A 13,551-nucleotide genomic window follows, 5' to 3' on the forward strand; every position below is an offset into this window, starting at 1 on the left:
AGACCGACCCCGCCGCCGGGCCCACCCGGACCCACGGGGCGTCGCTCGGAGCGCGCGCCGGCGCGCGCTCCCCGGCGGTCAGGTGCGGGAGACGGCGGGTCCGTCGGTATCGGCGTCGGCGTCTTCATCGGGTACGGGCTCTGACCCCGCCCGACCGGCCGGCGGGGCCGACGCCGGCGGGGCGGGCGTCGGTCGCGGGGCGCCGGCGGTGGGCGGCTCCGGCGCGTCCTCCGAACTCGGCGGCGGGTCGCCCAGCTCCCAGTCGAGGCCGTAGCGGTGGAAGAGTTCCGCGCGCAGCCGCGCGGTCGGCATCGGCGCACCGGGCAGCAGGACGGCCACGACGGCGCCCATCAGGAGGGCGCGCAGCAGCCGGTAGTCGGTGTCGGGGTCGTCGCTGCCGTACGCGACCACCGTCTCCCGGAGCAGCTCGGCCAGCCGTTGCTGCTCGGCGCACTGGATGAAGCCCTCCGCCTGCAGGATGCCCGCCATGTGCGTACGCATCAGCCGGGGCCGGTCCCGGGCGAGGCCGAGGATCGCGTCGATGGCCCGGGCCAGCAGCTCGCGCCCGGCGTCGTCGCCGGTCGGCACGGGTTCGCGGGCCAGCGCCGCCGCCAGTTCGGTGTGCATCAGGCGGTGCACGGCGGACTGGAGGAGCTGGCGCTTCCCGGGAAAGTAGTACGACACCAGGCCGCGTGCGGCGCCCGCGCGATCGGCGATGCTCGCGAGCGTCGTGGCCTCGTAGCCGTACTCATCGACAAGATCGACGGTCGCCTGGAGCAGACGCTGTTGGGAGCGTCGGCGCAACTCCTCATTGACCGATGCGCTGCGCGGGGACATGCTGTAACTCCTGCGTTGACTGGCTCGAAGCCAATATACTCAGTGGGTCTCCGGTTGTCCGCCCCTTCTGAACAGGGCGAACACCGGTTTGGCCGCCGATTTCGGGCGACGCGGGGGATCGTCCGAAATCGGTGGTCGCAACGGGGGTGAGACGGCCAGCGACCGCGGTCGCCGGCGTGCGCGGAAGCGGGCTCGCGGTCGGCCCGGGGCTCTCGACCGGGCCACGGCGGCGGTGCCCGCCGGCCGGCGACCGGGTCGACATGACCGCGCTGTCGCACCGGCCCCGGTGGCCCCACTCCCGCGCACGCGCGCCCATCACGCACCTCCGCCACACGGCACTCACTCGCCCCGGGGAGCCCGGTTTACCCGCGGGTAGGCGTTCTGGCCCCGTGGGCCGCGGGAAGGCTGACCGCGTGAACGCATACGAGTGGGATCGCACGACGATGGCCATGATCGCTTGCGCACTCGCCAACGACAGCGACGGCGCGGGCGCCCTACTGGAGCCCCTGGACGAGCGTGATCTGCGCCACGTCGTCGTCCGGCTGGCCGCGATGGCCGCCGAGGCGCTCGTCACCGAGGCCGACCACGCGGGCTCCGACCGCGAGGAGGTCATCGCGCGCTGGCGGGCCAGCATCCTCGCCCACGAGGCCCGCCACGACGCCGCCGGCTGACCGCCCGTCGCCTCGGCTCCGTCGCGGCCGGCCCGGGTGCCGCCCCGGCCCGGCCGCCGCCCCGGGCCCGTACGCCCGGCGCGCGCCCGCGCGCCCCCGTCGGCGGCCACCTGGCCTGGGCCCGGGCGCCCGCCGTGACCGGCTCCGGCCTCAACCGGCGAGGTCGAGCACGGGCCGCAGGCCGTCGGGGCGCTGGTCCACCGGCAGGTGGTCCACGAAGTGCACCCGACAGCCGATCGCCGCCGCGCCGCCGTCCGCCCGCCGGCTGTCGCCGACCATGACCGTCTCGGGCGCGCTCGTCCCGAGGGTGGCGCAGGCCAGTTGGAACAGGGCGGGGTTCGGCTTCGTGATGCCGTGCTCGAAGGAGAGCAGGTAGGCGTCCACGAACCGGTCGAGCCCGTGCCGGTGGAAGACCGGGCGCAGGTCCCACCCGATGTTGCTCACCACGGCTATCCGCACCCCGCGCTCCCGCAGCCCGGCCAGCACCTCGGCGGCGTCCGGGTACGGCTCCCAGGCCACCGGGTCCTTGTGCCGCTCGTACAGCGCCTCGTGGAGTCCCGCGTACGGCAGGCTGACCTGGCGGGCCTGTGCGAGGTACGCGGCGCGGTGCTGGCTGCCGCTCAGGTCGCGCACGCGCCAACCGGCGGCCAGGTGGGCGGGCACCTCGCGCGGCGCGGTGCCCCCGGGTTGGGCGCCCACGGCCTGCAACTCCTCCAGCACGCGGGCGAACTCCGGTGGCGCCAGGTCGAGCCCCACCGCGTCCAGTCCGGCGCGCAGCCAGCGCTGGGCCGGCTCGGCGCGGAAGAGGGTTCCGGAGAAGTCGAAGAGTGTGCCCTTGGCCGTCATGGCGGCATGATGCCCGCCCGCGACGCTCCCGTGTTCCGTCTCCCGAACACGGCCGGATTCCGCTCGCCAAGCCGCGCCGCCGCGCCACGCCCCCGCACCACCCCGCGCGCCGGCGCGAGCCCGCCGTGGGGACCGCCGTTCGACAACGACTGAACAAGCGTTTAACGTATTGAACATGCGTTCAGCTTCGGAGGACAGGACCGCCCGGGCGACCATTCGGGACGAGGCGCTGCGGTTGTTCGCCGCACACGGCCCGGACAAGGTCACGGTGCGCCAGATCGCCACCGCGGCCGAGGTCTCGCCGGGCCTGGTCGTGCACCACTTCGGTTCCAAGGACGGGCTGCGCGCGGAGTGCGACCGCTGGGCGGTGGAGACCTTCGAGAACCTGCTCGGCGAGCTCACCCGCGAGGAGGGTGGGGCGACGTGGGCCCCGGAGCCGACCGGCTCGCTGCACGAGGCGCTCGTGCGCCACCTGCCCGCCGACTCGCCCCTGCCCGGGTACCTGCGCAGGTTGCTGCTGTCCGACGAGGAGGCCGGGCGGCTGCTGTTCCGGCGGCTGTACGAGGTGAGCCGGGCCGCCCTCGACGACCTGGCCCGCGCCGGGCGGGCCGAGCCGGGCCCCGATCCGGCGGTCCGCGCCGCGCTCCTCCTCGCCAACGACCTCGCCGTCCTGCTGTTGCGCGAGCACCTCGCCGACGTGCTGGGCGTCGATCCGCTGACGCGCGAGGGCATGGCCCGCTGGGCGCCGGAGGTGCTCGACCTCTACGCCGTCGGCCTGGGCGCGACGCCCCGCGCCCCGGAGGAGGGCGCCTGAGCTGTCTCCATCCCCGCACACCCCGGCGCGTCGACGGGGCGCCCGCCGGGCGCACGCGCGCCGTGGCGTGCCGAACCCCGCCGGCCGGGCCGTCGGCCGGAGCCCATCGGAGGTACACCATGCTTGAACACACGTCTCTGGAACGGCAGTTGGATGCCGTCGCGAGCGACCGGCTGCGCGTGCTGGTGGTCGGCGCCGGCGCCGCGGGGCTGACGCTGGCACAGCTCCTGCGCCGGCAGGGACTGCACCCCGTCCTGGTGGAGAAGGCCGCCCCGGACGCCGCCGCCGGCTACATGCTGGCCCTGATGCCGCTGGCCGACCCCGTACTCGACGCGCTCGGCGCCATGGACGCGTACCTGAGTCGCAGCACCCCGATGCGCCGCTACCGCATCCGTGGGCGGCACGGCCAGCCCCTGCGCGAGTACCCCATGGACCGCCTGCTGAGCGAGGCCGGCCACTACCGCGGCATCAGCCGGGGCGCGCTCATGGACGTGCTCGCCTCCCCGGGCGGCGCCGTCACCCACCACACCACCGTCACCGCCATCGAACAGACGCCGACCACGGCGCACGTCACCCTGGACGCGCGCGGGCAGTCGTACGCCGGCGCCTTCGACCTCGTCGTCGCCGCCGACGGCCTGCACTCCACCACGCGCCAACTCCTCCTCGCGCCCACGGAGGTGAGCACCTACGACACCGGCTGGGGCGGCTGGGTCGGCTGGGCGGAAGCGGACGCGGAGCCCGACCTGGGGTGGGAGATCTGGGGGACGGGGGCGTTCATCGGTACGTATCCGGTCAAGGGCCGGGTCGGCGTCATCGTGTGCGGGCCGCGCGACGCCACCCGGCACGGCCCCCGCCCCTTCGTCGCGCGCGCACGCGCCGGCCTCGACGGGGTGGACGCCCGCCTGGAGCGGGCCCTGCACCAGGTGGCGTACGGCGACGAGACCTACTTCTGGCCGCTGACCGACTGCCGCGCGGCCCGCTGGACGGACGGCAGGGTGATGCTGCTCGGCGACGCGGCGGCCGGGTTCCTGCCCACCGCGGGCATCGGGGCCTGCATGGCGATGGAGTCCGCCGGCGTGCTCGGCGCCCACCTCGCCGGCGCCACCCCCGACGAGGTGCCGCGCCGACTGCGCGGCTACGAGCGGGCCCAGCGCCCCCGCGTGGAGGCCGCGCAGACCAACTCGCGTGGCCTGGCCAAGCTCATGTTCCGCGGCAGCCACGCCTATTCCGTGGCCCGCGACCTCGCCTTCCGCCGCGTCCCCCTGGAGGTCGCGATCCGCCCGATCCGCCGGCTGCTGCGCACCCGGCCCAGCATCACGCCCGGCGTGCGCCAGGGCGACCGTACGCCTGGCTGACGCCCGCCCGCGCAACCCGCGCGCCCGCGCCGCGACCGGCCCAGGCCGGCGCGGCCCCCACTGGAACTGGCCCCGGCGCGCGGGGCCGGCGACCCACCCGCCGAGCGTCGTCGTGACCGCTGCGGCGCCCTACGGCTTGCGCCCGACGCCCGCGTACATGTTCACGGCCGCCGCCTCCGCCAACTCCTCGCCCGGCTCGGGCCGCCAGTGGTGCATGGGCACGACACCGGGGGACAGGAGTTCCAACCCCGCCCCCGCGAACAACTCCTCGACCTCGGAACGGGTACGGAGGTACATGGGGATGCCACGGCGCGTGTAGGTGGCGGCCAAGGCGGCGGACTCCGGGGCCAGTTCGGCGGTCGCGAGGGTGAGCGCGAGGTAGCTGCCGGACGCCAACGGCTCCAGCAGGCGTTGGATGAGCCCGTCGGCGTCCTCCACGAACTGCAACACGGCGATGATGGTGAGCGCGACCGGCCGGCTCAGGTCCAGCGTCTCGTGCAGCTCGGGGGCGGAGAGGATGTTGTCCGGCTCGCGCATGTCGGCCTCGATGTAGGCCGTGCGGCCCTCGGGCGTGCCGGTCAGCAGGGCGCGCGCGTGGGCCAGCACGATCGGGTCGTTGTCCACGTACACGACCCGCGCGTCGGGCGTCACACCCTGCACCACCTGGTGCAGGTTGGGAGCGGTGGGAATGCCCGTGCCGATGTCCAGGAACTGGTCGACCTTCGCCTCGGACGCCAGCCAGTTGGCCATCCGGTGCATCACCGCGCGGTTGATGTGCATGCTGGTCCGGAGCCCGGGCCAGGCTTCGAGCGCCGCGGCTGCCGCCGCCCGGTCGGCCTCGTAGTTGTCCTTGCCGCCCAGGATGAAGTCGTACACCCGCGCCGAATGTGCCCTGGAGAGGTCGATGCGCTCGGCGTTGTTGCCCGTCATGTCCGTCTGCCTTCCGATGTCTTCCGTGTTCCGTGGTGGGTGACCGACCCTGGGCACCCGGGGCTCTACCCCTTCGTCGGTTAGCTGATCCTCTTTTACCTTTCATATCTTTATACTTATTTTTAATTTATTACTATACTTATTTCTTTTTTAATTATTCTCTATTACTACTTTTTCCCCATTACAAAAATCCCTTTAATACATTATATTATACCCAAACACAAACACCTACTAACAAACACCAACAAAAACCATAAAAAAAATCACTAAAAAAACAAACACTCTATTCTTTCCTAACCCCTTCCTTCTTCCCATCACCCCATACAATACTTACTCCAAATTATCAAATTCCCCAAATTACCATCCCCCCCCTCTTATAGATATAGATATAGACTCCTATTACCCCTTCCCCCTTTTACTCTCCCCTTCTCCTTCTCCTTCTCCTCACTCCTCTTCTTATTCCTTTCCTCCCCCAGAATTTACCACTTACCTTCTCAATATTAACTATGCCCTCTTCCTTATCAATCAACCCAATCCCCCTCCCCCACCTCTCTCTCACCCTCCCCCACAACTCTCTCCCTTTCTCTTATCCCAGAACCCCCCACTGCTATCCTCCTAACTCTGCCTTTTTAGTTCCCTAAAACCTCCCACTCTCCCCCATTTCCACCAAATACTTATAAAAATAAAATAAATAATCTTTTATTCTCTTTTTAATCATAATTTGTGTGTTATGAGTGTGTATAGATATAATTATTTAGATAAAAAAAAAAAATAAATTTAAAAATATAAAATAATTTAAATAAAATAAATAATTATTTTATTTGTATGTTATTATTCAATAAGTGAAGTAGAGAAAATCTAAAGAAGATTTATTAATAACTAAAAAGAAAAGTGCTCTAACAATAAAATTACAACCATATAAAACAAAGGATATATTAAAGAAATTCTAATTTATATTTTTCCGGCGGGGTCCAGGCGTGTGGCCAGCGTACCCAGAGTCCCGGTTCGTGCGCGTCCGCGCTGGGTGGGGACCAGATCAGCGCCTCGCCGGGCAGCAGGACACCCATCTCGCCCCAACCGCCGATGGCGGGGGAGGGGGCACACCCGGTGGGGTCGCCGACCGGGTACGGGGCCTGGCCCAGGGCCTCCAGGCGGGAGAGCGCGTCCTGAAGGTCGCGTACGGCGCGCTCGATCTCGGCGGCGTGCACGTCGTGCCTGGGGTCGGGCGGCATGGGCGCTCCTCTTCGCGGCGGGTGGGGTGACAACTCGGCCCAGACCAGACGGTTGACGCGCACCGTCCGGGTCCCCCAGGCACGGGACATGGCCGCCACGATCAGCAGCCCGCGGCCGGACTCCGGCAACGCCCAGACCCCGCCCGTGGCGCCCTTGCAGGAGCGTCGAGATCTTGGGACGGTGGTGCCAGGTGGTCCCCACGCGCTCAACCACACCGTGCCGGACGCGCGTTGAATGTGGCACCGCACCATGCGCGGTGGGCTGTCCCGGTGGCGTCCGCCGTGCACGACCGCGTTGGCGACCAGATCGCTGACCGACAGGGACGCCCGCTCCACGCCGCGTGCTCGTCAAGCTGCCGGCGTCGCAGGGCACTTCGCGCGTGGTCGCGCGCGCTCGACGCTCCCCGGGCACGGCCGGAACCCAGCGCGAACAGCCGCCACCCTCGCCCCCGCGACGCCGTTGTCGGGCGCGGGGGGAGTCGGGAGTGGACGCCTCGTCAGCCATAGGCACCACCATGCGTGTGAATCACACGCCATGCAATTCACGCAGTACGATTCGCGATGATCGGTTTCCGTGGGGTGCGGACACCGGTCCGGCGAGCGTGGAGGAGTGACGTGAGCAGGCCACGGTCGGGGCCGACGGTGGAGCATCGGGTGCTCGCCGCACGGCTGCGGCTGCTGCGTGAGGTGGCCGGCAAGTCACTGGCCGACGCCGCCGCTGAACTGGGCAAGCACACCATGACCGTGCGACGCATCGAGGCCGCCGAAACCGCCCTGGACATCGGCCAGATCGAGACCCTGCTGCGGCTGTACCGCGTGCCACCCCGCGAGATCGACGCGACGCTGACGCAGGTCGCGGCGGCGAGCAGGGCGGGCTGGTGGCACCGCCACCGCGCGGCCCTGTCACCCGGCCAACACCGGTGGATCGGCGTCGAGTCCTCGGCCTCCCTCATCCGCGTCTGGCATCCCACCCTGGTGCCCGACGTGCTGCGCACCCCCCGCTACGCCGCCGCCCTGCACGCGCTGTGCCCCGGGCCCAGCACGGCGTCGACCGACGAGGTCGTCGCGTTCCTGCTGGCACGGCAGCGGCGGCTGCGCGAGCGCGGCGTACGCGTGTGGGCGCTGCTCGGCGAGGCGGCCCTGCATGCCGTGGTCGGCGACGCGGAGGTGATGGCCGAGCAGCGCCAGGCGTTGCGCGAGGCGGTCCGGTGCGCGGATAGCGCGGTGCAGGTCATGCCGCTGGCCGCGCCGCCCCACCCGCTCAGCGAGGCGCCGCCACTGCGGCTGTTGCGCATCCCGGCGCCCGAGATCGACGACCACGCGGTGTGGCAGGCACCCGGCGGGAACGAGGAGGTCACCGACGCGCCGAGCATCGTGGGCGCGTTGCGCCAGCGCCTGGACGCCGCCTGTGCCGCGGCCCCGCCCCCCACGACCCAGCTTCCCACCCTCGAAGGATTCGAAGGAAAGGCTGCACAGCGATGACACCCGTCGCCCCGGCCCAGCCGGCCGAGCCGCACCAGCCAGCGCCCTCCGACCGTCACGTGCCCACCGGCGTGGACCCCTCCGTACCGCACTCGGCACGCGTCTGGGACTGCCTGTTGGGCGGCAAGAACCACTACGCCGCCGACCGGCGGGCAGCCGCCGCCTTCGAGGCGGCGATACCCAAGGTCCGCGCCTACGCCAGGTCCGGGCGCGCGTTCCTCACGCGCAGCGTGCGCTACCTCGCGGCGGAAGCGGGGGTGCGCCAGTTCCTCGACGTCGGCGCCGGCCTGCCCACCGCGTACAACACGCACGAGATCGCGCAGAGCCTCGCCCCACAGTCCCGCGTCGTCTACGTCGATCACGACCCGATGGTCCTGCTGCACGTCGGCGCGCTGCTGACCAGCACCCCCGAGGGCGCCACGGCGTACGTCGAGGCCGACATGCGCGACACCACCACCGTCATCGAGGCCGCGGGCCGCACCCTCGACCTGAGCCGCCCCGTCGCCCTGGTCCTCTCCGACGTGCTCGGCCACATCGTCGCGGACGACGAGGCACGCGCCGTCGTACGCCGCCTCGCCACCGCCCTGCCCACCGGCAGCTACCTCGCCCTCAGTCACGCCGCGCCCGGCGACCCCGCCGCCGTCGCGGCCCAGGAGGCGTACAACGAGAGCGGCGCGATCCCCTACGTCCTGCGGGACCGGGAGACCATCGCGCGCTTCTTCGAGGGGTGGGAACTGGTCGAACCCGGGCTGGTCACCTGGCCCCGGTGGCGCCCCGACGCCGCGACCGAACAGCACGAGCACGTCCCCGGCTACGCCGCCGTCGCCCGCGTTTCCTGAGGCGCCGCTGCCCGCGGCGGGCGCGTCGAGCCCGTGGGCCGGGCGCGCCCGTCGTGGGTGAACGTCACACGCCCAGGCCCGCGTCCCGGGCCAGCAGCGCGGCCTGTACCCGGTTCTCGCAGCCCAGCTTGGCCAGGATGCGGCTCACGTACGTCTTCACCGTCGCCTCGCTCATGTGCAGCCGCTGTCCGGCGTCCGCGTTCGACAGGCCCTCGCCGAGCAGCGCGAGGACTTCGCCCTCGCGGGCGGACAGCGCCTCCAGACGGCGGCGGGCCTGCTCGGCGCGGAGCACGTTCTGACCCGAGGCCAGCGAGTTCACGACGTGCCGGGTGGCGGCGGGGGACAGGTAGGCGTCGCCGGCCGCCGCGGCCCGTACCGCGCCGATGAGCTCGGCCGGCGCCGAGTCCTTCAGCAGGAACCCCGCGCTGCCCTCCGCCAGCGTACGCAGCACGTTCCGCTGCTCGCCGAACGTGGTGAGGACCAGCACGTTCGTCTCCGGCACGGTCCGTCGCAGCTCGGCCAGGGCGGTCAGGCCGTCCATCACCGGCATCTGGAGGTCGAGCAGGACGACGTCCACGCGACCGGACTGGGCCCGCTGGACGGCCTCGCGCCCGTTCGCCGCCTCGCCGACGACGTCGATGTCGTCCGCCGAAGCCAGGATCATCCTGATGCCCGCCCGTATGAGCGGCTCGTCATCCGTGACGAGAACCTTGATCACGACTCTCCCGGGCTGTCTCGAAGCGATCATCCGTCTGACCAGGGGACATCATCCCCGATCAGGGCACCGGGCCGGTCAGGCGCCCGGCGAAGCCCCCGTACGTACCGGCACCCGGGCACCGACACCCGGGCACCGACACCCGCACCGACTCACGTCTCGACGTCGAAGGACTTCTTCTCGATCAGCTTGCCGTCCCTGAAACAGAACCGGAACACCGGCTCGGTGTCCCAGCCGCCGATCTCCGTGGACATCAGGGTCAGGCACGTCGAGCCGGCCGGCTCGGGCGGCGCGCCCTTGGTCAGGTCCCCGGCCAGGAACGACTCCCCGTCGGGCAACCGGTCACGGACCTCGGCCTCGGACTGGCCCACCCGTACCGCGTCGAACTCCCCGCGATCGATCATGGCCTTCTCGGCCTCCTGCGCCAGGAACCACAAGCCCACTCCCGCGGCGACCATGAGCAGCAGTCCGACCCCGACCGCCACCCCGCAGCCGACCGCCAGGCCACTGCGTCGCCTGCTCTCCCTCATCGCCTGCACCAGCTCCTTCGGCAGTCCGTCCCCGTCGATGACCGGACCACCTTCACCGCCAGGGCCGGCCGGGAACTGCCGCCGAACGTCGTCCGACGCGTCGACGAAGGTCGCCGTCGCACCCCGCGCCGCGCGCACCGGGGCGGCGCTCTCCGCCGGGGTGTACGGCAGGACCCCGGCCAGCCGGAATCCGCCGCTCGCCGTCGGGCCCGCGTGCACCATGCCGCCGACCAGCCGCGTGCGTTCGCCGAGCCCGGTGAGCCCCTGCCCGCCGCTGACCACGCCGTGAGCGGCCTGTGTCGTCGCGGGGCCGTTGGCGACCTCGACGATCAGGGAGTCCGGCTCGTAGCGCAGGGCCACGGTGATCGCGGCGCCCGGGGCGTGCTTGTGCGCGTTGGTCAGCCCCTCCTGGGCCACCCGGTACGCCGCGTGGTCGACGGCCGGCGCCAGCGGGCGGGGCTTGCCGGAGCTCCGCAGCTCCACCGTGGTGCCGGCCCGCCGGGACGCGGCCACCAGGTCCTCGACGCCGGCCACACCGCGCGTCGCCGCCTCGGTCTCCTCCGGCGACTCGGGGACCGGCGTGCCGTCCCGGAGCAGCCCGACCACCTCGCGCAGCTCCCGCATCGCCGCCACCGACGCCTCGCGCAGCACGCGCACGGCCTCGCGCTGCCGGCCCGTCAGCTCCCGGTCCACCTCGAGCGCGCCGCTGTGCACGGACATCAACACGAGTTGGTGGCCGAGGCTGTCGTGCATGTCCTGGGCGATGCGCTGGCGTTCGCGCAGCCGCGCCTGCTCCGCGGTCATCTCGCGTTCGCGCAGCAACTGGGCGTTGTACTCCCGGAAGGTGTCCACCAGCGCGCGGCGCTGTGCGGAGTAACGGCCGACGAGGCCGGGCAGCACGACGAAGACCAGCAGCAGGAGGGCCGCGAACAGCCAGGCCGCCGGCGACCGGGGCAGGTCGGTCACCAGCATCGGGACGAGGCCGGTGAGGTAGGCGGCGGCGAAGGTGCCGACGGCCGCGCCGATACCGGCGATCCGCCGCCCCGCCGACCACGCGAGCACGGGCACCAGCAGGGCCAGCCCGGAGAACTCGGCCGAGGCCGCGACGACCACCAGCAGGACCGTCGCGGGCAGCACCCGGCGCAACGGCGCGACGACCGCCGTGGCCAGCGTCACCGCGGCCACCCGCGGGACGCCGCTGTGCACCGCCATCTCCGTACCGGCCACCAGCGGCGTCACCACCACCGTCAGCAGGATCTCGCCGACCACGCGTCGGGGCGGCCACATGCCCCGGGTGAACAGCCGCCGCACGGGCCCGGCCAGCCACCTGGCCGCCCCGCTCCATCCTGTCGCCCCAGCTTGTCGGGCCTGCGCCACACCCTGCACACGAGTCACCCGGTCACGTTAGACACACCCCCGTGCCGGCCACGATCGCCGTTCGGCGTGCCGCCGCACGACGAAAGTCGTAGGGCGGGAGCCGAGCGCGCCGGCCGGTCGGCGCACCGTGGCTCGAATCAGCCCGCTGCGACCCACGGGGATCGTGGGGCTCGGATGCTCGTGAGTACGGGCGGCTATCGCGGGCACTCGCGGCGGGGGAGCGGTACGACGGGGTGGCGGGGCGGCCGGTGCCGGCCGAGTGCCCGGCGTGCCCGACCGCCGCACCCGATCGCGACCGCGGGGGGCGCGAGCGGGCCCAGTCGTGGTCGCCGCACACCCGTGCGCTGGGGTATATCCAGCCAAGTTGTCTTGTTCGCATAGGGTGAGTGAGCGCTCGTGGAGTGAGGGACATCTCACATGATCACCGAAGAAACTCGATGGTCAGGCCGCTGATCAGCTACGGAGCAAGTTGCTCCGGTAGGTGTGGACGGCTCGGAGGGCGTCTTCGCGGGGTATGGGAGGAGACGTGACCGAAGCGGTCACGGATCGGGCACAGATAGACGAGAAACGGGCACGATATATCGTTGACGTACCCACGCGCCCCATGCTGGGGGCGAGGTCGCGATATGACGAATTGATTGAATTGCTTATGCAATCTATGCGGCACTTCGCCAGGTAGCGGCCACATGCATGCTTTGCTCTAGTGAATAGTTGGACATTCGCGCCATAGTGTCTCGCCGCATAACACACCCCTTGTGAATCCTCTGGCAAAACGGCAAATGCCCACAGCAGGTCGGGGTGGAACGGGCCTTGCGGCTGGGGCTAACGTCGGACCGAATCGAACAACGCAGTACCGCAATCCCCAGCCCACTTGATATGTCCGCGTCGGAATAGGCCATTCCGGGCGTCGCTCCATCGGCTTTACGGCCGATCCGCATGGCACTGCTCAGAGGCCACGCGAAGGGATGACAAAGGCTAGTGACACAAGAGGTAAGTTTCCGCACTTCCGAGCTGACGCACTCGGCGAACAGAGGGGGGTCGAGCAGGGCCGTCGACTACGCCCAGGTCGGGCACGCCATCCTGCAGTACTCCGGCCTATGCATCGCGAACCTGGACCCCGAGTTGCGGCTCCTGGAGGCCAACCGGGAATTCATCTACCACTTCTCTGGTGCCGCCACCAGCTATTCCGGGAAGAGTTTTCTCGCATTTCTCAACCCTGGCACGCAGGAGCGGGCCCGCCGTCACTTCGGTCGGCTCGCCAGTGGTCACCGCTCCGCCTTCACCGACTACCTGGTGGGCATCGATCCCGAAGGTGGCCAGTTCACCGGCCATCTGACCGCCATAGCCACACACTCCGACACCGGCACGATGAGCGGTGTGACCGTCATCGTGCGGCCGGACGCCGTCACCACGCAGCCCACCAGGCCGGTGCGTGAGACTCGGGCACTCGCCCCGCTCGACGCTCGGATACTGGAAGGCATCGCGGCCGGTGCATCCACCATTCAGCTCGCGGCCAGACTGCATTTGAGTCGTCAGGGAATCGAGTACCGCGTCTCGTCGCTGTTGCGCAAACACCGCGTCCCCAACCGCGCGGCTCTCGTTTCGCGCGCCTACTCCACCGGTGTTCTCACCATCGGCGCCTGGCCCCCCGTGGTGCGGCCGGAGCTGATCGAGTAACCCCGTGACCGGCTCGCCGGTCGGCAGGCATCGACGCATTCTCCGACACGCGTTCGATGTCGTCGGCCGGCGGGCCGACCGTGTTCCCGCCTCCGCTGGCCACGTGCCACCGCGGGGGCGCACGCATCGCGTTAACGGCGCGTAAGAAAAAGCAATCCACTGGAACCGGCGCCCTGAAATTCGACTCTTCCAGCATTGCGGCGCGGCCACCGTCCCTCCACAATGCCCGAGTCTGCCCGTTCAGGG

12 protein-coding genes are annotated in these 13,551 nt (G+C 70.3%); 6 read left to right on the plus strand and 6 right to left on the minus strand.

All coding sequences use genetic code 11. The features are described 5' to 3' along the window. Nucleotides 1–78 precede the first annotated feature (78 nt). The gene (locus H7H31_RS31785; RefSeq protein WP_187062691.1) at nucleotides 79–837 is read right to left on the minus strand and encodes a TetR/AcrR family transcriptional regulator; all 759 of its coding nucleotides are present in this window, start codon (nucleotides 835–837) and stop codon (nucleotides 79–81) included. 413 nt (nucleotides 838–1,250) lie between these two features. On the opposite strand from H7H31_RS31785, the gene H7H31_RS31790 reads away from it, so the two are divergent. Further along, a complete protein-coding gene (locus tag H7H31_RS31790) occupies nucleotides 1,251–1,508 on the plus strand; it encodes a hypothetical protein (RefSeq protein WP_187062692.1) in 258 nt (85 codons plus the stop codon). A gap of 150 nt (nucleotides 1,509–1,658) precedes the next feature. Here H7H31_RS31790 and H7H31_RS31795 read toward each other — a convergent pair whose 3' ends face one another. Beyond that, nucleotides 1,659–2,354 (minus strand): HAD family hydrolase, encoded by a 696-nt coding sequence (locus tag H7H31_RS31795; RefSeq protein ID WP_187062693.1) that lies wholly within the window; start codon nucleotides 2,352–2,354, stop codon nucleotides 1,659–1,661. Nucleotides 2,355–2,529: 175 nt separating this feature from the next. On the opposite strand from H7H31_RS31795, the gene H7H31_RS31800 reads away from it, so the two are divergent. Next, on the plus strand, nucleotides 2,530–3,168 hold the full coding sequence (locus H7H31_RS31800) for a TetR/AcrR family transcriptional regulator (protein ID WP_187062694.1): 639 nt from the start codon (nucleotides 2,530–2,532) through the stop codon (nucleotides 3,166–3,168). Nucleotides 3,169–3,287: 119 nt separating this feature from the next. Then, on the plus strand, nucleotides 3,288–4,523 hold the full coding sequence (locus tag H7H31_RS31805; protein WP_187062695.1) for an FAD-dependent oxidoreductase: 1,236 nt from the start codon (nucleotides 3,288–3,290) through the stop codon (nucleotides 4,521–4,523). A 129-nt stretch (nucleotides 4,524–4,652) separates the two neighbouring features. Here H7H31_RS31805 and H7H31_RS31810 read toward each other — a convergent pair whose 3' ends face one another. Together H7H31_RS31810 and H7H31_RS31815 are read right to left on the minus strand one after the other, a co-directional pair. Further along, the gene (locus H7H31_RS31810; RefSeq protein WP_187062696.1) at nucleotides 4,653–5,453 is read right to left on the minus strand and encodes an SAM-dependent methyltransferase; all 801 of its coding nucleotides are present in this window, start codon (nucleotides 5,451–5,453) and stop codon (nucleotides 4,653–4,655) included. Nucleotides 5,454–6,388: 935 nt separating this feature from the next. Beyond that, nucleotides 6,389–6,685 carry a hypothetical protein gene (locus tag H7H31_RS31815; protein ID WP_187118185.1) on the minus strand — a complete coding sequence of 99 codons (297 nt, stop codon included), beginning with the start codon at nucleotides 6,683–6,685 and terminating at the stop codon, nucleotides 6,389–6,391. Nucleotides 6,686–7,300: 615 nt separating this feature from the next. Between H7H31_RS31815 and H7H31_RS31820 the strand changes: the two genes are divergently transcribed. Continuing rightward, nucleotides 7,301–8,167, plus strand: coding sequence for a helix-turn-helix domain-containing protein (locus H7H31_RS31820; protein ID WP_232110182.1), 867 nt, complete (start codon nucleotides 7,301–7,303; stop codon nucleotides 8,165–8,167). Beyond that, nucleotides 8,164–9,006, plus strand: coding sequence for an SAM-dependent methyltransferase (locus tag H7H31_RS31825; protein ID WP_187063430.1), 843 nt, complete (start codon nucleotides 8,164–8,166; stop codon nucleotides 9,004–9,006). The genes H7H31_RS31820 and H7H31_RS31825 overlap by 4 nt, the downstream gene beginning before the upstream one ends. Before the next feature lie 64 nt (nucleotides 9,007–9,070). On the opposite strand, the gene H7H31_RS31830 is transcribed toward H7H31_RS31825, so the two are convergent. After that, the gene (locus H7H31_RS31830) at nucleotides 9,071–9,724 is read right to left on the minus strand and encodes a response regulator transcription factor (protein ID WP_187063431.1); all 654 of its coding nucleotides are present in this window, start codon (nucleotides 9,722–9,724) and stop codon (nucleotides 9,071–9,073) included. 149 nt (nucleotides 9,725–9,873) lie between these two features. Further along, complete coding sequence (locus H7H31_RS31835; RefSeq protein WP_187063443.1) at nucleotides 9,874–11,538, minus strand: sensor histidine kinase; 1,665 nt, start codon at nucleotides 11,536–11,538, stop codon at nucleotides 9,874–9,876. Nucleotides 11,539–12,606: 1,068 nt separating this feature from the next. Here H7H31_RS31835 and H7H31_RS31840 point away from each other — a divergent pair. Continuing rightward, nucleotides 12,607–13,305, plus strand: coding sequence for a helix-turn-helix transcriptional regulator (locus H7H31_RS31840; protein WP_187063432.1), 699 nt, complete (start codon nucleotides 12,607–12,609; stop codon nucleotides 13,303–13,305). The last annotated feature ends 246 nt before the right edge of the window (nucleotides 13,306–13,551 follow it).

This window comes from Streptomyces buecherae, from assembly GCF_014295035.1.
Taxonomy (GTDB): Bacteria; Actinomycetota; Actinomycetes; order Streptomycetales; family Streptomycetaceae; genus Streptomyces; species Streptomyces youssoufiensis.